General features: G+C 73.2%; 13 protein-coding genes. 5 read left to right on the top strand and 8 right to left on the bottom strand.

Annotated elements, in window-relative coordinates:
- Positions 1-150: 150 nt before the first annotated feature.
- Genes ACF1CT_RS08360 through ACF1CT_RS08325 form a run of 8 tightly spaced genes read right to left on the bottom strand, consistent with a single transcriptional unit; the run spans position 151 to position 14,240 of the window.
- Positions 151-510 (bottom strand): nuclear transport factor 2 family protein, encoded by a 360-nt coding sequence (locus ACF1CT_RS08360; protein WP_391782979.1) that lies wholly within the window; start codon positions 508-510, stop codon positions 151-153.
- Positions 507-1,925, bottom strand: coding sequence for an acetyl-CoA carboxylase biotin carboxylase subunit family protein (locus tag ACF1CT_RS08355; protein WP_391782978.1), 1,419 nt, complete (start codon positions 1,923-1,925; stop codon positions 507-509). The genes ACF1CT_RS08360 and ACF1CT_RS08355 overlap by 4 nt, the downstream gene beginning before the upstream one ends.
- Positions 1,922-3,412 carry a condensation domain-containing protein gene (locus ACF1CT_RS08350; RefSeq protein WP_391782977.1) on the bottom strand — a complete coding sequence of 497 codons (1,491 nt, stop codon included), beginning with the start codon at positions 3,410-3,412 and terminating at the stop codon, positions 1,922-1,924. The genes ACF1CT_RS08355 and ACF1CT_RS08350 overlap by 4 nt, the downstream gene beginning before the upstream one ends.
- Positions 3,413-3,454: 42 nt before the next feature.
- Positions 3,455-4,696 carry a cytochrome P450 gene (locus ACF1CT_RS08345; RefSeq protein ID WP_391782976.1) on the bottom strand — a complete coding sequence of 414 codons (1,242 nt, stop codon included), beginning with the start codon at positions 4,694-4,696 and terminating at the stop codon, positions 3,455-3,457.
- Positions 4,693-6,558, bottom strand: a complete 1,866-nt coding sequence (locus ACF1CT_RS08340; RefSeq protein WP_391782975.1) for a non-ribosomal peptide synthetase — start codon at positions 6,556-6,558, stop codon at positions 4,693-4,695. Before ACF1CT_RS08340 ends, ACF1CT_RS08345 begins: the two co-directional genes overlap by 4 nt.
- A gap of 4 nt (positions 6,559-6,562) precedes the next feature.
- Positions 6,563-7,282 (bottom strand): thioesterase II family protein, encoded by a 720-nt coding sequence (locus tag ACF1CT_RS08335; protein ID WP_391782974.1) that lies wholly within the window; start codon positions 7,280-7,282, stop codon positions 6,563-6,565.
- A complete protein-coding gene (locus ACF1CT_RS08330; RefSeq protein WP_391782973.1) occupies positions 7,279-8,517 on the bottom strand; it encodes an MFS transporter in 1,239 nt (412 codons plus the stop codon). The genes ACF1CT_RS08335 and ACF1CT_RS08330 overlap by 4 nt, the downstream gene beginning before the upstream one ends.
- Positions 8,514-14,240 carry an amino acid adenylation domain-containing protein gene (locus ACF1CT_RS08325; RefSeq protein WP_391782972.1) on the bottom strand — a complete coding sequence of 1,909 codons (5,727 nt, stop codon included), beginning with the start codon at positions 14,238-14,240 and terminating at the stop codon, positions 8,514-8,516. Before ACF1CT_RS08325 ends, ACF1CT_RS08330 begins: the two co-directional genes overlap by 4 nt.
- Before the next feature lie 308 nt (positions 14,241-14,548).
- On the opposite strand from ACF1CT_RS08325, the gene leuC reads away from it, so the two are divergent.
- Genes leuC through ACF1CT_RS08300 form a run of 5 tightly spaced genes read left to right on the top strand, consistent with a single transcriptional unit; the run spans position 14,549 to position 20,017 of the window.
- Positions 14,549-15,928, top strand: a complete 1,380-nt coding sequence (leuC, locus tag ACF1CT_RS08320; protein ID WP_391782971.1) for a 3-isopropylmalate dehydratase large subunit — start codon at positions 14,549-14,551, stop codon at positions 15,926-15,928.
- A gap of 16 nt (positions 15,929-15,944) precedes the next feature.
- Complete coding sequence (gene leuD, locus ACF1CT_RS08315; protein WP_391782970.1) at positions 15,945-16,538, top strand: 3-isopropylmalate dehydratase small subunit; 594 nt, start codon at positions 15,945-15,947, stop codon at positions 16,536-16,538.
- Entirely contained in the window at positions 16,535-17,725 is a 1,191-nt protein-coding gene (locus ACF1CT_RS08310; RefSeq protein ID WP_391782969.1) for a pyridoxal phosphate-dependent aminotransferase, read from the top strand. Before leuD ends, ACF1CT_RS08310 begins: the two co-directional genes overlap by 4 nt.
- A 31-nt stretch (positions 17,726-17,756) precedes the next feature.
- Positions 17,757-18,761, top strand: coding sequence for a TauD/TfdA family dioxygenase (locus tag ACF1CT_RS08305; RefSeq protein WP_391782968.1), 1,005 nt, complete (start codon positions 17,757-17,759; stop codon positions 18,759-18,761).
- Positions 18,762-18,817: 56 nt separating this feature from the next.
- Complete coding sequence (locus ACF1CT_RS08300) at positions 18,818-20,017, top strand: LeuA family protein (protein WP_391782967.1); 1,200 nt, start codon at positions 18,818-18,820, stop codon at positions 20,015-20,017.
- Positions 20,018-20,056: the final 39 nt, after the last annotated feature.

Genomic DNA, 20,056 nt, shown 5'->3' with positions numbered 1-20,056 from the left:
TTCACCCGTTCCGGATGTGACCGCACGAGCGGCGGGGGGGCCCCCCCCCGGGCCCCCCCCCCCCGGGGCCGGGGGGGGGGGGGGGCGCCGGGGGGGGGGGGGGCCCCCCCCCCCCCCCCCCCCCCCCCGGCCGGTGTGCGCGAAGGGGTGTCAGTGGGCCGGTGCGTGGACGTAGGTGGTGCGGCGCTGGATGAGACCGTCCGCCAGGACGAAGGTGTCGGCGAAACGGGCCTCGATCACGGAGCCGTCGGGGGTCTCTCCGCGGAACGTGCCCCAGCAGGCCGCCGCGGCCTCGTCGGCGACCACCCGGTCCACCGCGTGTTTCCCGTGCCGTACCTGGCGTTCGTTGCGGTAGAAGTGCTCGATCCGGCCGAGACCCACCATGGGCTGCGAGCCGGGGCGCTCGATCACGCAGTCCCGGGCGAGGACGGACTTCAGGTCGTCCCAGCGCTGCCCGTCGATGATGTCGATCAGGGCCATGACGGGAGAGGCGGCGGCGGGAGTGCTCATGAGGCTCCTTCGGGGGCGGGTTGGGAGTGGGTCCGCGCGGACCCGCGGGCAGGTTCACAGGCGGGTTCCGGAGCGGGTACGTCCTGCCAGGCGCCGCAGGAGGACGCGGCCACGGTGCGCAGGCCCGTCGGTGCTCCGGTGGGATGCGCTCCGCCCTGCGGGTCGGTGAAGTCGAAGGTGTAGTGGAGGGTGTCGAGGGCGTCCCGGACGACCCGCACCATCTCCTCGTGGGTGTCGGCGACGCCCCACAGCACGTCCAGTTCGCGGGTCATGGCACCGCCCGGCAGCCGCTCGTCCGGTCGTACGAAGCTGCGGTAGCCGCTGATTCCCGCCATGCCGCGCACCGCGGCCGCCCCGTCCACGGAAACCAGCCGGCAGGGCCGGACCGGGGCGAGGCCGTTGTGCTGGAAGTGAACGCGGTCGGGACGCAGGGGCCCCAGGCCGGTGGGGCGGCCCAGCGCCTGGAGCACAGCCGCGTGCACGAGGTCCACGCCGCACGCGGTGCGGGCCATGCCGTTGACGTGGCCGCCGATACGGCCGTTGACCTCGATCAACCGGGGCCCTTCGGGGGTCAGTTTTATCTCCGTGTGAGTGAGGCCGTGCCGTACGCCCAACGCTTCCAGCGCACGGGTCACCAGGTCCAGGACCGCCCGCCGTTCGCCGTCGGGGAGCTGGGTCGGCCAGTAGCGGCCGGGTTCCCGGAAGGGGGCGACCAGCGGGAGCTTGCCGGAGACGGCGAGGTGCGTGACGCCTTCGGGCCCGCACAGGCTCTCCACCGACGCGTAGTCCCCCAGCGGCAGCCGGTCGCGTCCGACCAGCATCTCCTCCATGGTCAGCCGCGGTTCACCGGACGGCGCGGGCGGCAGGTCGGCGAAGACCTCCGACAGGACGCGCAGTGCTTCCTCCTCGTCGTGCACGGGGTGGGTGTGGCGGCTGCCCGCGCCGCGCACCGGTTTGACGACCGCGGGCAGTCCGACGTGGGCGAGGGCCGCGGGCCAGTCGGCCAGGGAGTCCAGCGAAGCCGTGCGCACGTCGTCCACCCCGGCGGCCCGCAGGGCGGCCCGCTGCCGGGTCTTGTCGGTGAGCAGCAGTGCGGTGTCCGGGGTGTGGTAGGGCAGTTCCGCCGCCCGGGCCAGCTCCGCGGTGGTCCGGATCAAGCGTTCGCTGAACGTCACGAGCACGTCCGGCGCGAGTTCCCGCACGGCTTCCGCGTCGCTCCGCGCGTCGCCCGACAGGTCCCGTACGTCGCCGAGTTGGGCGAGCACCGGGCGCATCGCGGCCACGTGCGCCGTGTCGGGCACCAGGAACACGACATCGCCCAGATCGGCGAGAGCGACCCCCACCTCGCCCGGGGACACGGCCCCGTCGTCGTAGGCGATCGCCAGGAGGGGGCGGTCGCGGGCCGGCCGCCTCATGCGGCGGCCGCCTCGCCGAGCGCCTGCTCGAACAGGTCCGCGTAGCGCTTCGCCCGCGCCTCGGGCAGCCGCTCCGGGTCGTACGCGACGACGACACGACTGCCCGCCTCCAGCCCCTCCAGCTCGAAGTCCACCCGGAACGGGAAGCTCGGCTTCCCCCGTACTCGCCAGCCCCCGACGTCGAGGCCGTCCAGTCCGTCGAGGTCGCGGTAGAGGTGGAAGTGGGTGAAGTTGAAGGTTGCCTCGAAGGCCGGACGGCCCAGTTCGCGCTCGATGTGGGCGAGCGGGTACGCGGCGTGCCGTCGCGCGTTGCGTTCCGCGACCAGCGCGGCGACCGCCCGGTCCGGCCAGGAGCCGCGGGCCCGGACGCGGACCGGCACGGTGTTCAGGTAGAGCCCGGCGACGAGGTCGGCGCCCTCGGTCTGCGGCCGGGTGTTGACCACCAGGCCCGTCACGGTCTCGCTGTGACCGGTGAGCACGGCAAGGGCCTGCGCGTGGGCGGCGAACGCAAGGGACTTGAGCGGGACGCGCAGCTCCTTCGCCGTGTCCTTGAGGGAGGCAACCAGAGGGTCGGGCAGGGGGAACTCCACGCTCTCCCGGGCGTCGGCGGCCCCGGTGAAGCGGGCGGACCCGGGGAAGAGCACGGGCTCGCCCGCCTGTCCGCGCCAGTACTCGACGGCCGCCGGGTCGGCGAGCTGTGCGTGCTCGGCGTCGAGGAACGCCTGCTCGACGCCCTGCGGCAGGCCGGGCAGGGGCGACTCCTGGTAGAGGGCGAGGAGGTCCACGATCAGCCGCCCGTAGCCCCAGCCGTCGACGAGGGCGTGATGGACGCGCAGGGTCACCCGGAACGACCCCGGTGCGGGCTCGACCCCGCACCGGAACAGCGGTGCGCCGGTCCAGTCGAGCGCCGTGTCGCGGTCCGGGGCCGCGCCCACCACCAGCGGTACTTCGACGCTCCGGTGGAACAACTGCGCCGGTACGGAGTACGTGCCGAGGTCGAAGGAGGAGCGCAGCGCCGGATGCCGCTCGCACAGAGCCGCCAGCGCCCTGCGGAAGCGGGGCTCGTCGAAGGGCTCGCCCACCTCCCAGCTGAACTCCGAGTGGTAGAGCCCGGGGTCCGCGCTGCTGTCGCACAGGTAGATCATCGCGACCTGGAGAGCGGACGCGGGCAGTGCACCGGCCAGCCCGGGCGGCATCAGTGCCCGGTCCGTGGCGGTGAGGCCGCCGGTGGCTGGACGGTCGTCCGCCGCCTCATCGTCCCTGGCGGCCAGGTGGGCGGCGAGCGTGCGCGGGGTGGAATGGTGCAGGACGTCCCGCAGGGTGACGTCGATGCCCTGCGCGTTCGCGTCGGCGACCACTCTGAGGGCGGTCAGGGAGTCGCCTCCCATCGCGTAGAAGTCGTCGTCCAGGCCGATCCCCTGGCCGTCGAGGTGCCGGCTCAGGATCGTGCGGAACGCTGCCGCGATCTCGTCGGTGTCGGCGCTCATGTTCTGCTCCTTAGGGGCGTGCGCGGCCGGAGGGCTCGGTGCTCAGGACGTTCGCGGCCGGGTGTGGACGGGCAGCCGGGCCAGGCCCGCGACGAAGTTCGACACCAGGCGCCGCGGCTCCCCGGCGGGCCGGAACTCGGCGACCCGCTCGAAGACCTCCTCGAAGAAGATCCGCAGGGTCTGCCGGGCCACTGCCGCGCCCAGGCAGTAGTGCGGTCCGAAGCCGAAGGCGATGTGCCGGTTGCCGGTACGGCCCGGGTCGAAGCGGAACGGGTCGGTGAACACCCGCTCATCCCGGTTGGCCGAGCCCACCCAGACCGCGACGGCGTCCCCCGCGGGCACCACGCCGCCGCTCAGCTCGGTGTCCTCGACCGCGTGGCGCAGGAAGCTGCTGGCGGGCGAGGTCCAGCGCAGTCCCTCCTCCACCAGTCCGGGCACCAGGGAGGGGTCCCGTGCGACCGCGCGGAACACCTCCGGGTGGTCCATGAGGGCCTGCACCGTGCCCGAGACGGTGTGCGGCGTCGTCGCGTTGGCTCCCAGCAGCACGCTGTAGCAGTTGACGACGACCTCCTCGTCCGTGAGCGGCCGGTCGCCCGCCCGCATGCTCATCAGGAGCCGGATCACGTCCTCGCCCGCGGTTCCCCTGCGCCGGGCCACCTGGTCGGTGAAGTAGGCGAACAGCTGGTGGTGCGCGACGGCCAGGGTCGCGGCGGAGCTGCCGCCCACCCGCAGGTCCCGGTCGTCGGGGGCGGCGGCGGACGCCGTCCAGCGGAACAGTTCGGGCCAGTCCTCCTCGGGCAGGTCCAGCACCGCGCCCGCGACCGCCATCGGCAGCGCCCGCGCCCGCTCGGCCAGGTCCCACTCCGCCGGTGCGGCGGCGGGGGCGAGCACCCACCGGGCGGCGGTGCGCAGCCGCTGTTCCAGGCCCGCCCGCGCGCCGGGGGCGAACAGCCGGTTCAGCGGGCGGCGCAGTTCGGTGTGGCGCGGCGGGTCGGTCGCCACGAGCATGCGGCCGCCTGCCGCGTCGTGGCGGCCCAGCTGGTGCAGGAGGCTGCCGCGCTCGGAGGTGAAGTCGCGGTGGTCGGACAGGACGCGGCAGGCGTCGTGGTAGCGGGTCACCGACCAGAAGGCACGCCCGTCGGGCAGGGTCTGGCGGTGCAACGGGGCCTGCGCGCGCAGGTGGGTCCAGACGGCGTGCGGGTCGCCCTCGGCGTGCACGTGCGGGTCGAACAGGTCGATGCCGGCCGGGTCGAGGGGGCCGGACGGGGCCGGGGGAATCCTCACGAGGAGACCTCCGGCGCGGGATGGCGCATGGCGGGCCGCGCGGCCTCCGGCGTCGTTCTGTCCGCGTCCTCCCGCGACTCGTTCCGGGTGTCTCCTCGCGTGGCTCTCCGGACGGTGCGGGCGAGTCCGGCGGGGGTCGGGTCGAGGTAGAAGTCGAGCGGTGACACTTCGACTCCGTACATCCGCAGGATTTCGCCGGTGATGGTCAGGGCGAGCAGCGAGTGGCCGCCCAGTTCGAAGAAGTCGTCGTCGGCGCCGACGCCCGCGGTACCCAGCCGGTCCGACCACAGCTGGACGACGGCCGCCTCCAGGCCCGTCTCCGGCTGCCGGTGCGCGGCGTTGACCGCGGGGCGTTCCAGGGGGCCGATTTCTTCCAGGGCGGTCCGGTCCACCTTGCCGTTGTCCCGCAGCGGCAGGGCGTCCAGAGTGCGGATCAGGGAGGGCACGGCGTACGGCGGCAGCAGCCGGGCCAGGTGGGCGCGGACGTCCAGGACGGACGCGCCGGGCGCGGTCACGACGTGGGCGGTCAGGACGCGTTCCCGGGGCCGGGCGTCGCGCCACGGGGCGGTCACGGCCGCCTGCCGGACGCCGGGGTGGGTCAGGAGCGCGGCGGCCACCTCGTCCGTCTCGACACGGAAGCCCCGTATCTTCACCTGGCCGTCGGCACGGCCCAGGAAGTGCAGGGTTCTCCCGGTCCGGCGGGCGAGGTCGCCCGTGCGGTACATGCGGGAGCCCGGCGGTCCGTAGGGGTCGGCGACGAAGCGGGACGCGGTCGCGGCCGGGTCGTTGACGTAGCCGTGCGCGAGGCCCGGGCCCGTGGCGTAGATCTCGCCGACCTCGCCGTCGGCGACCGGGCACAGCCGGGAGTCGAGGAGGTGGACGCCGGTGCCGCGGACGGGGCGGCCGATGGGCACGCTGTCCTCGACCGGCGTCGTCACCGGGTGACAGCAGGTGAACGTCGTGTTCTCGGTGGGCCCGTACCCGTTGACGACGGTGGCGTGCGGCAGGTCGCGCACGGCGCGTTCGACGTGGCCGGGCGAGAGCACGTCGCCTCCGGCGATGAGCCGCCGCAGGTGCGGCAGCCCGGTGAGTCCCGTGTCCACGGCCCGGTGGAAGAGTCCCGCGGTCAGCCACGCCACGGTGACCCGCTCGTCCCGTACGAAGTCGAGCAGCCGGGTCAGGGACGGCGCGCCGGGCGGCATGACGGCGAGGCGGGCCCCGTTGAGCAGCGCGCCCCAGATCTCCAGCGTCGAGGCGTCGAACGCGACCGGCGCGAAGTGCAGGAACACGTCCTGCGGACCGGCGTCGACGACGTCCCCGTCCACCACCAGCCGCAGCACGGCCCGGTGCGGTACGGCCACGCCCTTGGGGCGGCCCGTGGAGCCCGAGGTGTACGCGACGTAGGCGAGGTCCGCGGACCCGACGCCCGCGTCCACCGGGGTGTCCGGCGCCTCGTCGTCGACTTCCGCGAGCACCCGGCAGCCGGGGAAGTCGTGGGTCTCCCCCGCACCCGGAGCCGGTGTCCCGGCGCCCCGCGCCCGGCCCGTGAGGTCGAACAGCACGGTCGCCGACGCGTCGGCCAGCATCTGCCGCTGGCAGTCGAGGGGCTGCCCGGGGTCCAGGGCGAGGTAGGCCGCGCCCGCCTTCAGGATCCCGAGGAGCAGCACCACGGTCTCCTCGCCGCGGGGCGCGCGGACTCCGACGACGTCGCCGGTGCGCACGCCCGCCGCACGGAGTTGGTGGCCGACGCGGTTGGTGCGGGCGTCGAGCCCGGCGTAGCTGAGGTCCCCGAGGGCGGGGCGGTCGGGATGGGCGCGGGCGCACTCGGTGAAGACCGAGACGAGGGAGGTTGCGGCGTCCACTGTGTCAGCCCTTCCGCAGGAGCGTGAGGAGTTCCGGTGGGGCGGTGAGGAAGGTGTAGTGCTCGCCGGGCAGTTCGTGGAACTGCACGTCGTCGGCGTAGCCGCGCCAGTCGTCGAGCAGTGCGAGGTCGACTTCGGGGTCGGCCGACCAGTTCACGACGCTGACGGGGCCCGGCAGCGATGTGCGCGGCCGGGTGTAGACGCGGTTGGCCTCCAGATCCTGGTGCAGGACGGAGAGGGTCAGCTCGATCAGCAGCGGGTGCGCCTCGCCGCCGCGTGCCACCGCGATCGCGCCGAGTTCCGCGCCCAGTTGCGCGTCGTCGAGGTCCAGGAACCGGTCGTGCGGGCAGTGGTGCGGCGGGGCCTGCGCGGAGACGACGAGCCGGGCGGGTTCCGGGTGCCCCGACTCGGCCAGGCGCAGCGCCGTCTCGTAGGCGGGCAGCGCGCCCGCGCAGTGGCCGAAGAAGGTGTACGGCCGGTCGAGGTGGGGCGCCAGCGCCTCGGCGATGTCCTCCGACAGCGCCTGGTACGTGCCGAAGTGCGGCTCCCGGATGCGGTTCTCGCGGGCCGGGAACTGGATGGGGCACACCTCCACGTCGCCGTCCAGCCAGCGCGGCCACCGGTTGAACATGGACGCGCCGACCCCCGAGTAGGGGAAGCAGAACACACGGGCCTTCGCCTCGTCGGCGGGGCGGCGCAGCAGCCAGTGGGTGAAACCGGTCATCGCGCTTCCTCCAGTTCCTCGGGCCTGACCGGCGGCACCGCACGGATCGAGGGCAGCAGGAAGGTCACGACGCCCGCCGCGACGATGAGGGCTCCGGCCCAGGCCAGGGTGGGGCCGACGCCCAGTCCGTGGGAGACGGGGCCGGCGATGGCACTGCCGAGGGGTACCAGGGCGAAGGTGCCCAGGGCTTCGTAGGACATGACGCGGGACAGCGCCTCGGGCGGGATGTTCTTCTGGAGGGTCGTGTCGAGCATGACCTCGTAGACGTCGATGAAGATCGCGGAGGCGAAGGCGGCCACGCACACCGCGGCCAGCGGGGCCTGGGCGGCCAGCAGGAACAGGGAGAGCGGGAAGCCCGCCGTGGCCAGGGCGGCCACCCGGATGGGCCGGGCGGGCCGGATGCGCATGGCGACCAGGGTGCCCGCCACGAAGCCGATCGCCTGGACGGTGAGGACGGTGCTCCAGCCGGTGGCTCCGCCGTACGTCTGCTTGGCGACGACCGGCCCCAGGACGTAGAAGGATCCGGCCAGCAGGACGTTGACGACGGCCATCTGGGTGACCATCACCCACACCCACTGCCGGGCGGTGAACTCCTGCCAGCCTTCGCGCAGCGCCGTCAGCATCGTCTTGGCGGGCCCCTTGGCGACCGGTGCGACGGTGCGCACCAGGGTAAGGAGCAGGGCCGACACGAAGAACGTCCCGGCGTCCACGAGGAGCGTGTGTCCGGCGCCCATGACGGCGACGAGGATGCCGCCGAGAGCCGCGCCGAGGATGCTGCCGCCGCGCATGGACAGCTTCAGCAGGGCGTTCGCGGACTGGAGGGAGTCACCGTCGACCAGCGCCGGCATCACGGACCGGGACGCGGGTTCGAACAGGGCGGCCGCCGCGCCGCTCAGCGCGGCGAGACCGGCGAGCGCAACGGGCGACGCCGACCCCCCGATGATCAGCAGGGCCGCCACCGCCTGGACGGCCCCCGCCGCGACGTCCGCACCGATCATCAGGCGCTGCTTGGGCAGCCGGTCGGCGAAGACCCCGCCGAGCAGGACGAACAGCAGTTGGGTCACCATGCGGGTCGCGAGCACCAGACCGAGTACGGTCGCGGAGCCCCCGGGCATGTCCAGGATCGCGAAGGCCAGCGCGATCGGCATGATCGCGTTGCCCAGCAGGGAGACGGACCGTGCGGTGAGCAGGGCCAGGACGGACCGGTCCTTCAGGATCAGCAGATCGGATTTCATCGTTCCTCCAGGTCGCTCGCCACAATGCGGCCGATCTCGGCGAGCGGCTCGGGGTTGGCCATGGTGATGTGCGCCGCCTCGACCGGGTGGGACACGAGGGCGCCGCCCACGTGTTCCCGCCAGACCTCGGCGGTCGGGGCGTCCTCGACGCGGTTCTGCGTGGCGAGGAAGAACAGCACGTCGCCGTCGAACCAGGTCGGTTCGTAGGCGCGGACGATCTTCCGGTTGTGCGCCATGGTCTTCAGCAGGGCCACGATCTGCGGCTCGGTCAGGCTGGTGAGCGCGCCGGTGTCCTTCTTGACGATCTCCAGCGCCTTGCCGAGTTCGGCGGAGCCCTCCTCCGGGACGGCGTCGGGGTTCTCGGGGTCCAGCAGGGAGCGCAGCATGGTCGCGTCGTCCACCCGGAAGTGGTCGGGCATTCCCGGGTAGCAGTCGAGGAGGGCGAGCATCCCGGTCCGGGCCCCGCGGGCCCGCCACTGGACGGCCATCTCGTAGGCGACCATGCCGCCGAGGGACCAGCCCAGCAGGTGGTAGGGGCCTTCGGGCTGGACCTTCTCGATCCGCTCGATGTAGTCGGTCGCCATCTCCTCGATCGTCGCGGGCATCTCGTCCGGGCAGCGCAGTCCGTGCGCCTGGACGCCGTAGAGCGGGAACTGCGGCGGGAGATGGCGCAGCAGTCCGACGTAGCTCCAGCTCAGTCCGCCGCCGGGGTGGATGCAGAACACCGCCTCGCGGTCGCCCCGGGGGCGCAGCGGCAGCATGACTTCCAGGGAGTCGCCGCTGTTCCCGGCGTCGAGGCCGCGGGCGAGCGCGGCGGGAGTGGGGGCCGCGAACAGGGCGCTCATCGAAGGCTCCACGCCGAGCGCCGTACGGATGCGGCTGATGAGCCGGGCGGCGAGCAGGGAGTGGCCGCCCAGGTGGAAGAAGTCGTCGTCGACGCCTACTTCGGGCAGGCCCAGCACCTCCGCGAAGAGCTGGCACAGGATGTCCTCGCGCGGGTTGCGCGGTGCGCCGGAGCCTGTGTCCGGGGCGTCGGGGACGGGCAGCAGATCGCGGTTGACCTTGCCGTTGAGCCGCAGCGGGAGCGCGTCCAGGACGGTGAACGTCGGCGGGATCATGTGCGAGGGCAGCCGCTGTGCGAGGTGGTCGCGCAGGGCGGCCGGGTCGGGGGTCCCCGCCGCGGCGGGGACCACGTAGGCGGCGAGGCGTTTGTCGCCGGGCCGGTCCTCCCTGGCGAGGACGGTGGTGGCCGCGACCTGGGGGTGCGCGGCGAGCACGGCCTCGATCTCGCCGAGTTCGATCCGGAAGCCGCGGATCTTGACCTGGTCGTCGGTGCGGCCGACGAACTCCAGGTTGCCGTCGGCCCGCCACCGGGCGGTGTCACCGCTGCGGTACATGCGTTCGCCGGGCGCGCCGAAGGGGTTGGCAACGAACCGGGAGGCGGTGAGGGCCGGTTGGTTGAGGTAGCCGCGCCCCAGCCCGGAGCCCGCCAGGTAGACCTCGCCGGGGGTGCCCACGGGCACCGGGCTCAGGGTGTCGTCGAGCACGTACACCCGGGTGTCGGCGAGGGGGCGGCCGACCGGGATGCGCCCGGTGAGGTCCTCGGGCCGCACGGTGTGCAGGCAGGCCATCATCGTCGTCTCGGTGGGGCCGTACTGGTTGACGACCCGGCAGCCCCAGACGTTCATCAGGGTATCGGCCTCGGCCGGGCGCAGGATCTCGCCGCCGGTGCCCACCAGGCGCAGCGTGGCGAGGTCCGCGGGGTTCGCGTCGTAGGCGAGGAGCGCCTCCAGGAGCGAGTGGACGACGCAGATGGCGACGGTCGCCCCCGTCTCGCGGATGGTCCTGACGACGGCGGCCGGGTCGCGCTCGCCGTCCGGCGGCAGCAGGGCGACGGCGGCTCCGACGGACAGCGGACCGAAGAACTCCCGGACGGGGACCTCGAAACCGAGGGAGATCACCTGGAGGTTGATGTCGTCGGGGGTCAGCTCGAAGCGTTCGGCCACGTCCCGCAGCCGTCCGACGACGCCGCGGTGCTCCAGCAGGACACACTTGGGCGCGCCGGTGGAGCCGGAGGTGTAGACGGCGTACGCGAGGTTGCGGCCGGTGGTGGTCAGGGGCGGCCGGGTGACGGGAGCTCGTGACAGCCGTGCGTCGGCGTCCAGCGCCACCCGGTGGACGTCCGGGGGCAGTTCCATGTCCGCCGCGAGGTCCCCGGAGGTGAGCAGCACCCCGGCCGCGCTGTCGGTCAGCATGTACACGCGGCGTTCGGCGGGGTGGCCGGGCTCCAGGGGCGTGTAGGCGGCCCCCGCCTTCCAAACGCCGAGGACCGCGGCGACGAACTCGGGTCCGCGCGGCAGGCACAGTCCGACCATGTCCTCCACGCCGACACCCAGGGAGCGCAGCACGTGCGCGATCCGGTTGGCACGCTCGTCGAGTTCCCGGTACGTCCAGCGGGTCGCGCCCTGGACCAGGGCGAGCCGGTCGGGGCCCCGGTCGGCCTGCTTCTCGAAGAGGGCGGCGACGGTGGGGCTCTCGACGGGCGGCGCCGCGGTGTCGTTCCACTCGACGAGGAGCCGGTGTCGTTCCTCGTCGCCCAGGATGTCGATACGGCTGAGCGGGGCGGCGGGGTCGTCGGCGACGGCCCGGAGGAAGTGCGCGAGGCGCTCCACCAGGTTCTCCACGGTGGCGTGGTCGAAGAGGTCGGTGCTGTAGACGACGGTGCCGTCGAGGCCGGCGGCAGCGCCGTCCGCGCTCCGGTGCTCCTCGAAGCTCAGCGACAGGTCGAACTTGGCGGTGGGGTCGCCGACCGGCCGCGCCGCCACGTCGAGGCCGGGCATGGTCAGGTCCGCGGCGATGGCGGGCTGCACGCCGACGACGACCTGGGTGAGGGGGTGGCGGGCCGAGGAGCGTTCCGGGTTGAGAATCTCCACCAGGCGCTCGAAGGGCAGGTCCTGGTGCTCGTATGCGGCGAGTCCGGCCTTCCTGACCCGGGCCAGCAGGCGGACGAAGCTGGGGTCCCCCGAGGTGTCGGTGCGGGTGACGAGGGTGTTGACGAAGAAGCCGACGAGGGGGTGCAGTGCTTCGTCGTTGCGGCCCGCGATGGGCACGCCGAGCGGCAGGTCGGTGCCCGCCCCCATGCGGGTGAGCAGTCCGGCCACCGCCGCCTGGAGGACCATCGCGGCCGTGGCGCCCTGTTCGCGGGCGAAGGCGGCGAGACGCGCGTGCAGGGCCGCGTCGACGCGCAGGGGCACCCGGCCTCCCCGGAAGCGGGTGGTGGCGGGGCGGCTGCGGTCGGTGGGCAGGGCGAGTTCCGCGGGCGCGTCGTGCAGGGCCTCGGCCCAGAACGCGCTCTGGCGGGCGACGAGTCCGTCCGGGTCCTCAAGGTCGCCGAGCAGCTCCGACTGCCACAGGGTGTAGTCGGCGTACTGCACCGGCAGCGGCTCCCAGGCGGGCGGACCGCCCGCCGTACGCGCGGTGTAGGCCGCGGCGAGGTCCTGGAAGAGGGGGGTCATGGACCACCCGTCGGCGGCGATGTGGTGGACCACCACGAGCAGGACGCTCTCGTCGTCGTCGACGCGCAGGAGGGTGGCGCGCAGCGGGAGGTCGGCGGCGAGGTCGAAGGGACGGGCGACCGCCTCGCGCAGGCGTTCCTCCAGGTCCTCGCGGGCCACTCCGACGACGGCGGGTTCGGGCCGGGCGTCCGGCAGGACCCGCTGGAAGGGCACGCCGTCGCGCTCGGGGTAGACGGTGCGCAGGGTTTCGTGCCGGGCGACCAGGTCGTCGAGCGCCGCGCGCAGTGCGGCGACGTCGAGGGTTCCGGTGAGGCGCAGGGCGTAGGGCACGTGGTAGGCGGCGGAGCCGCCGTGGATGCGATGCAGGAACCACAGGCGGCGCTGGGCGTGCGAGAGGGGGATCTCCTCGGGCCGCTCGCGCGGAGTGAGCGCGGGCCCGGTGGCGGGGGCGGAGAGCCGCCCGGCGAACGCGGCCGGGGTGGCGGCGTCGAACAGGTCCTGGAGTCCGGCCTCCGCGCCGAGCACGGAGCGGACCCGGTTGACGAGCCTGATCGCGGCCAGGGAGTGGCCGCCCAGGGCGAAGAAGTCCTCGTCCGCGCCGACCTGTGGCCTGCCCAGCACCTGCGCGAAGAGTTCGCAGAGCAGTTCCTCGCGCAGGGTCGCCGGGCCGCGCCCGCGTGCGGGGGCGGCCTGCGGCTGCGGGAGTGCGGCCCGGTCGAGTTTGCCGTTGGCGGTGCGCGGCAGCGCGTCAAGGGCGACGAACGCGGCGGGCACCATGTAGTCGGGCAGCGCGGCGGCGGCGTGCGCGCGCAGTGCGTCCGCGTCGGCGTCGCCCACGACGTAGCCGACCAGGCCTGGCTCGCCGGTGGGCAGCGGGCGCAGCACGACGGTGGCGGCCCGGACGCCGGGGTGGCGCAGCAGCGCCGCCTCGATCTCGCCGGGCTCGATGCGGAAGCCGCGCAGTTTCACCTGGTCGTCGGCGCGTCCGAGGTATTCGAGGTCGCCGTCGGGGCGGCGGCGGGCGAGGTCGCCGGAGCGGTAGCCGCGTTCCCCCGAAGGCAGCAGGACGAAGCGTTCGGCGGTGAGTTCGCGCCGTCCCCGGTAGCCGAGTGCGACGCCGGGCCCGGTGACGACCATCTCGCCCGCGCTGCCGTCGGGCACCGGGACGAGGTCCTGGCCGACCAGGACGATGCCGGAGCCGGGCAGCGGCATGCCGATCAGGCTCGCCCGTTCGTCCAGGTCGGCGCGGGTGAGCCGCCGGTAGGTCGCGTGCACGGTGATCTCCGTGATCCCGTACATGTTGACCAACCCGGGCGCGTCGTCCCCGTACTTGTCCATCCAGGACGCCAGGTCGGCGAAGCGCAGCGCCTCCCCGCCGAACACCACCCACTTCAGCGGCAACCGCTCCGGGTGGCGCGTCTCCTCCTCCGCGAGCGCGCCGAACGCGCTGGGCGTCTGGCTCAGCACTGTGACGCCCTCGTCGCGCAGCAGCGCACGCAGTGCGGCCGGGTCCCTCGTCGCCTCGTCGGGCACGACGACGGTACTGCCGCCGGTGAGCAGCGGCCCCCACATCTCCCACACGGAGAAGTCGAAGGCGAAGGAGTGGAACAGCGACCACACGTCGTCGCTGCCGTAGTCGAAGAGCGGCCGGGTCGACTCGATCAGGTCGAGCACGTTGCGGTGCGAGACCTCGACTCCCTTGGGGCGGCCGGTGGTTCCCGAGGTGAAGATGGTGTACGCGCAGGAAGAGGGGTCCGTCGGCGGCACGGGGGCGGCGTCGTCCTCGTGGGCGGCGGCCTCGTCCGCCGGTCCTGCGCCGGAGTCGGTGAGCAGCACCGGCAGCATGCCCGCGAGGTCGTCGGCCAGCTCCCGCGAGGTGACGGCGAGCCGGGCCCCCGCCTCCTTCAGGATCAGCTCGACCCGGGTCCGGGGCGTCGCCGGGTCCACGGGAACGTACGACGCACCCGCCCTCAGCGCGGCGACGGCCGCGACGATCATCTCCGCGCCGCGGCCCAGGTACACGACGACCGGGCCCTCGCCGCCCGTCATCCGGGCGGCGAGGGCGTGCGCCGCCCGGTCGAGCTCGCGGTAGCTGAGGGACTGGCCGGCGGACCGTACGGCGGTGTGCTCGGGGAAGCGCCGCACGGAGGCAAGGAAGCCTTCGAGCAGGGACGTCGGGGCAACGGAATCGGATTCTGTCGGCTCCACCGGTGGCCTTTCGGATCACTTGCGGGGGACGTGGCCGCTCTCTCGCGGGGACTGTGACCGCTCTCCAGCGGGGGCGTGACCGCGAGCATGGCAAGATCGCCGGGCGTCGTCTTCGCTCGTTGGAGGGGGATCGGCTCCATCAAAGGTGGAGGCACCGGAAAAGGCGGAGGAGTACACCCACCGCGGTCGACTGTGCGGCGCGCGCCGTGCGTGCTCCCATGGGCTCAGCGAAGAAGGGCCCGCCGCTCCCCGGGGCGCGGCGGCTCCCGTACGCCTCACTCCCCTCCTGCGGCGAAAGGCCACTAGGTATGGCGGGAACGACCCTCGCGGAGAAGATCTGGCAGTCCCACCTCGTGCGGCGCGGCACAGGCGGCGAGGATCTCCTCTACATCGACATGCAGCTCCTGCACGAGGTCAACACCCCGCAGGCGTTCGACGGGCTGCGCGCCGCGGGAAGGACCGTGCGCAGGCCGGACCTGACCGTCGCCACCGAGGACCACAGCACGCCGACGATCGCGGTGGACCGGCCGGACCCGGACGAGGGCAGGCGCGCCCAGCGCAGGCTGATGGGCAGCAACTCCGCGGAGTTCGGCATCCCCTTCCACCGGCTCGGCCGGCCCGGACAGGGCATCTACGCGGTCATCGCCCCCGAACTGGGCCTGGTCCAGCCGGGGATGACGATCGTGTGCTGCGACTCGCACACCACCACGCTCGGCGCTTTCGGCGCCCTGTCCTTCGGCATCGGCACCAGCCAGGTCGAGCACGTCCTCGCCACGCAGACGCTGCCCAAGCGGCGTCCCCGCGACATGCGGGTCACCGTCGAGGGGCGGCTGCCCGCCGGGGTGACCGCCAAGGACCTCGTGCTGTCGCTGATCGCCCGGTACGGCACCCAGGCGGGCCAGGACCACATCGTGGAGTACCGGGGCGAGGCCATCGCGCACATGTCGATGGAAGCCCGGATGACCCTGTGCAACATGACGGTCGAGATGGGATCCGCCGCCGGGATCATCGCCGCGGACCGCACCACCCTGGACTACCTGGACCACCCCTCGGCCGAGGAGCGCGCGTACTGGCTGTCGCTGCGCTCCGACGACGACGCGGTCTTCGACAAGGAGATCACCGCCGACGCGGGCGAGTTGACCCCGTACGTGTCCTGGGGCACCAACCCGGGGCAGAGCGTCCCGCTGGACGGGCGGGTGCCCGCGCCGGAGGAGTTCGAGGACGCCGTGCTGCGCGCCGCCGCGCACCGCGCCCTGGACTACATGGACCTGCGGCCCGGTACCGCGCTCCGGGACGTCCCCATCGACCTGGTCTTCCTCGGCTCGTGCACCAACGGCCGCATCGAGGACCTCCGGGCCGCCGCCGAGGTGCTCGACGGGCGGAAGCTGGCCGACGGGGTGCGCATGGTGGTGGTGCCCGGCTCGATGCGGGTCCGGGCGCAGGCCGTCGACGAGGGGCTCGACCAGGTCTTCCTGCGGGCGGGGGCCGAGTTCCGCGCGGCCGCGGGCTGTTCGATGTGCGTGTCGCTGGGCGAGGACCGGCTCAGCGCGGGCACCCGCTCCGCCTCCACCAGCAACCGCAACTTCGAGGGCCGCCAGGGGCCCGGGGCCAGGACCCATCTCGTGTCGCCCCCGGTCGCCGCCGCGACCGCCGTCACCGGGCGGCTCGCCGCACCGGCCGATCTGTGAGCGAGGAGTCACCCGCATGGAGAAGTTCACCGTCCACACCGGGACCGCCGTGCCGCTGCGACGGCGCGACGTCGACACCGACCAGATCATCCCGGGCCGGTTCTGTGCCACCCACCGGCGCAACGGCTTCGAGGACGGCCTGTTCGGCGACTGGCGCAAGGATCCCGACTTCGTCCTCAACCAGCCCGCCCACCGAGGCGGTTCCATCCTCGTCGCCGGAGAGATGTTCGGCACCGGATCGTCCCGCGAGTACGCCGTGTGGGCGCTTCAGGACTACGGGTTCAAGGTGGTGATCACCCCGAGCTTCGCGGACATCTTCCGGGCCAACTCCCTGATGGCGGGGCTGCTCACGGTGACCCTGCCGCACGCGACGGTCGACGAGCTGTGGCAGCGGATCGAGGCCGAGCCGGACACCGCGATCACCGTCGACCTGCGTGCGAGGACGGTCCGCGCCGAAGGGCTGGAGGCCGGGTTCGCCCTGGACGAGGACACCCGGGCCCGCATGCTCGAAGGGCTCGACCAGATCGCGGCGACGCTCCGGCACGAGGACGCCATCGCCGCCTACGAGCGACGCCGCAGGTCCGGCCTGCCGGTGTCCACCCCCGCATGAGCGGCCGGATCGCGGCGCGCTGCGCCACGGTCACCGAGTCGGTGACCGTCCGGCTGAACGACCGGGTCAAGGAGTTGCGCGCGCAGGGCGTCGACGTCCTGGATGCGGGCGGCGGCGACCCCGACTTCGACACGCCCGCCCATGTCACCGAGGCCGCCACCCGCGCGATGGCCGACGGGTTCACCCACTACACGGCCAGCCGGGGGCTGCCCGAGCTGCGTACGGCGATCGCCGCGAAACTGCTGCGGGACAACGGCGTCGCCGTCGACGCGAACACCGGCGTCCTGGTCACCCCGTCCTCCAAGCACGCTCTCTTCGCCGCCTTCATGGCTCTCCTCGATCCGGGCGACGAACTCCTGGTGCCGACGCCCAGCTGGGTGAGCTACCGGGCGATGGCACGGCTGGCGGGCGCGGTCCCGGTGAGCGTTCCCCTGTCCGCCGACGACGGCTTCGCACTGGACCTCTCGCGCCTGGAGGAGCACGTCACACCCCGCACCAGGGCCCTGGTGCTCAACACCCCCAACAACCCGACCGGCCGCATGCTCACCCCCCGGGAAGCGGCGGACCTGGAGAAGCTCGCCCTCGACCACGACCTGCTGATCGTCACCGACGAGATCTACGAGAAGCTGGTCCTGGACGGTGCCCGGCACCTCAGCATCGCGGCCCGCCCGCGCTGCGCGGACCGCACCGTGACCGTCAACGGCTTCTCCAAGGCGTACGCGATGCCGGGCTGGCGGCTCGGCTGGGCGGCCGGTCCGCCCGACCTCGTCGCCGCGATGCTCGCCGTCCACCAGCACACGGTGGCCTGCGCGGGGTCGTTCGTGCAGAGCGGCGGGCTGGCCGCGCTCACCGGACCGCAGGAGTCGCTGCGGGCCATGGCGGACGCCTACGCCGACCGGGCCCGGCTGCTCGTGGCGGGGCTGAACGCCCTGCCCGGGGTGCGCGCCAGGCCGCCGTCCGGCACGTTCTACGTCCTCGCCGACATCCGGGCCACCGGCCTCACCGACACCGCCTTCGCCTCACGGCTGCTGTCCGAGGCCGCCGTGGCGGTCACCCCGGGCTCGGCGTTCGGCCCCGGCGGCGAGGGGCACGTACGCCTGTCGCTCACCAATCCCCCGGAGGCGCTCAGGGAGATCCTGGCACGCCTCGCCGCCTTCCTCCTCACCGTCGTCCCCTCGCCGGCCTGAACGTCGGCCCATCCGTCAGGAACCGATCGGCATGCACCTCACCCACGAACTCACCGAAGCAGAACGGCGCTCCCTGCACTCCGTCCTCACGACGGTCCGGGGCAATCCCTACCGGGACTACCCCGCCTTCGCCCAGGCGGTGGCGGACCTCGTCGCCTCCGGCTCCGTGCCGTCCTTCCTCACCGAGGTGTGCGACCGCATCCGGGCCGACCGGCGCGACGGGGTCGACGTCCACGTCCTGCGCAACTGCCCGCTGGACGACGAGATCCCGCTGCTGGGCAACGCGGACCCGCTCGCCGAAAAGTACGCGCGCAAGACCACCTTCGTCGCCGAAGCCCTGCACACGCTGTTCTCACAGCTCACCGGCGCTCCTCTGCTGGCGTACGCGACCCGCTTCAACGGGGACTTCTTCACCGACGTCATCGCGCACGACCAGTACGCCGGTCAGCAGACCGGCTTCACCGAGGGCGAGCTGGTCTTCCACAACGACCGCACCGCGCACCGGGTGCGGGCGGACTTCATCACCCTGCTCGGCATGCGCTGCCCGGAGGGCGACCTCGTCTACACCGGCTTCGTGTCGGGGCGCGAGCTGCTGGCCCGGCTCACGGAAGTCGAGCAGGAGGTGCTGCGCGAGCCGTACTTCGTCACCCCCTTCGACGTCGTCTCCAAGGACGCGAACCAGGGTCTGACCCAGTCCGGGCACCACCCGATCCTGGAGAACGCGTACAGCTTCCGGTACCTGGACACCCACACCACGGTCGCCGCCGGCAGCCCGGACGAGGCGAAGGACGCGCTGATCGCCCTGAAGAACTCGCTCGCCCGCGCCGAACGCACCCGGCACCGCATCCGCACCGGCGACCTGTTCACCTTCGCCAACCAGGACGGCCTGCACAACCGGGAACGCATCGAGGTCAACGACCACGACCGGGCCCGCGAGCGCTGGCTGCTGAAGACGTACGCCTTCCGCGACGAGGCGAGGGCGGAACGGTTCGCCGGCAACTGGGCGGGCGCGGTGCCCGGCCGGGTCGGCGACTGAGCGGGCGGCCGGAGCGACCACTGACTCGGACCGACCACTGACTGACGGAGGGACCCATGACAGCACCGGCACAGACCCGGCGGATCGCCGTGGTCGACACCACGCTGCGGGACGGGGAGCAGGCGCCCGGCAACGCGATGCAGCCGGACGACAAGGTGGAGATGGCCCGGCGCATCGAGGATCTCGGCGTCGACGTGGTGGAGGCCGCGTTCCCCGCTTCCTCGCCCCGCGACTTCGAGGCGACCCGGCTGATCGCCCAGGAACTCAGGCGGGCCCGGCTGGCGACGTTCTCCCGGACGATGCGCAGCGACATCGAGACCGCCGTGGAGGCGGCCGGCACCGACAACCACGAGGTGCAGCTCGTGGCCACCGGCAGCGACATCCATCTGACGCACAAACGGGGCATCACCCGCCAACAGTCCATCGACGAGATCACCGACAGCGTGGCCTTCGCCCGGTCGCTGGGGGTGAGCCACGTGTCGGTGGGCATCGAGGACGCCAGCCGGGGCGCGGACGACCTGGTGCACGCGCTGTGCGACAGCGCCGTCCAGGCGGGCGCGGACTGCGTGATCCTCGCCGACACCACGGGCTGCGCCGTGCCCGAGGAGTACGGCGCGCTGATCGCCAAGGTCCGGTCCTGGGTGCCGCCGTCCGTACGGATCTCGACGCACTGCCACAACGACTTCGGCCTGTCGCTGGCGAACGCGCTCGCGGCGCTGCGGGCGGGCGCCGACGAGGTCCAGGTGACGCTGGGCGGCATCGGCGAGCGCGGCGGCAACACCCCGCTGGAGGAACTGGCCGCCGTCCTCGCGTACAAGACCGCGGAGTACGGGCTGAGCACCGGCGTCGACCTGTCGCTCATGTACGACGCGTACGAGACGCTGCGCCGGATCATCCGCCTCGGCGAGCCCCGCAACAAGCCGATCTTCGGTACGTACGTGTTCGGCACCACGGCGGGCATCCACCAGAAGGGGATGCTGAGCAATCCGACCACGTACGAGTTCGTCGAGCCGTCCCGGTTCGGCCGCAGCCGCTCGCTGCTCATCGGACGGCACTCCGGCCGCGGCATACTGCGGCACATGCTGGAACAGATAGCGGTCGACGTGGACGAGGAGCGGTTCGACCAGCTGTACCGCACGCACATCAGCGAACGCGAGGGTGTCGACTGCGAGGACCTGTCGCTGGTCCAGGAGCGGCTGGCCCGCGAACTGGCGGGCGAGCGCGAACTGCCGGACGGGCGGCCCGCGACGGTGTAGGACCGGGATCCGTCGGCGGCTCCGGGGCCGCCGACGGAC

Source organism: Streptomyces sp. NPDC014734 (genome assembly GCF_043083325.1).
In the GTDB taxonomy this organism is placed as follows: domain Bacteria; phylum Actinomycetota; class Actinomycetes; order Streptomycetales; family Streptomycetaceae; genus Streptomyces.
This window is presented reverse-complemented; position numbering and strand designations above follow the sequence as displayed.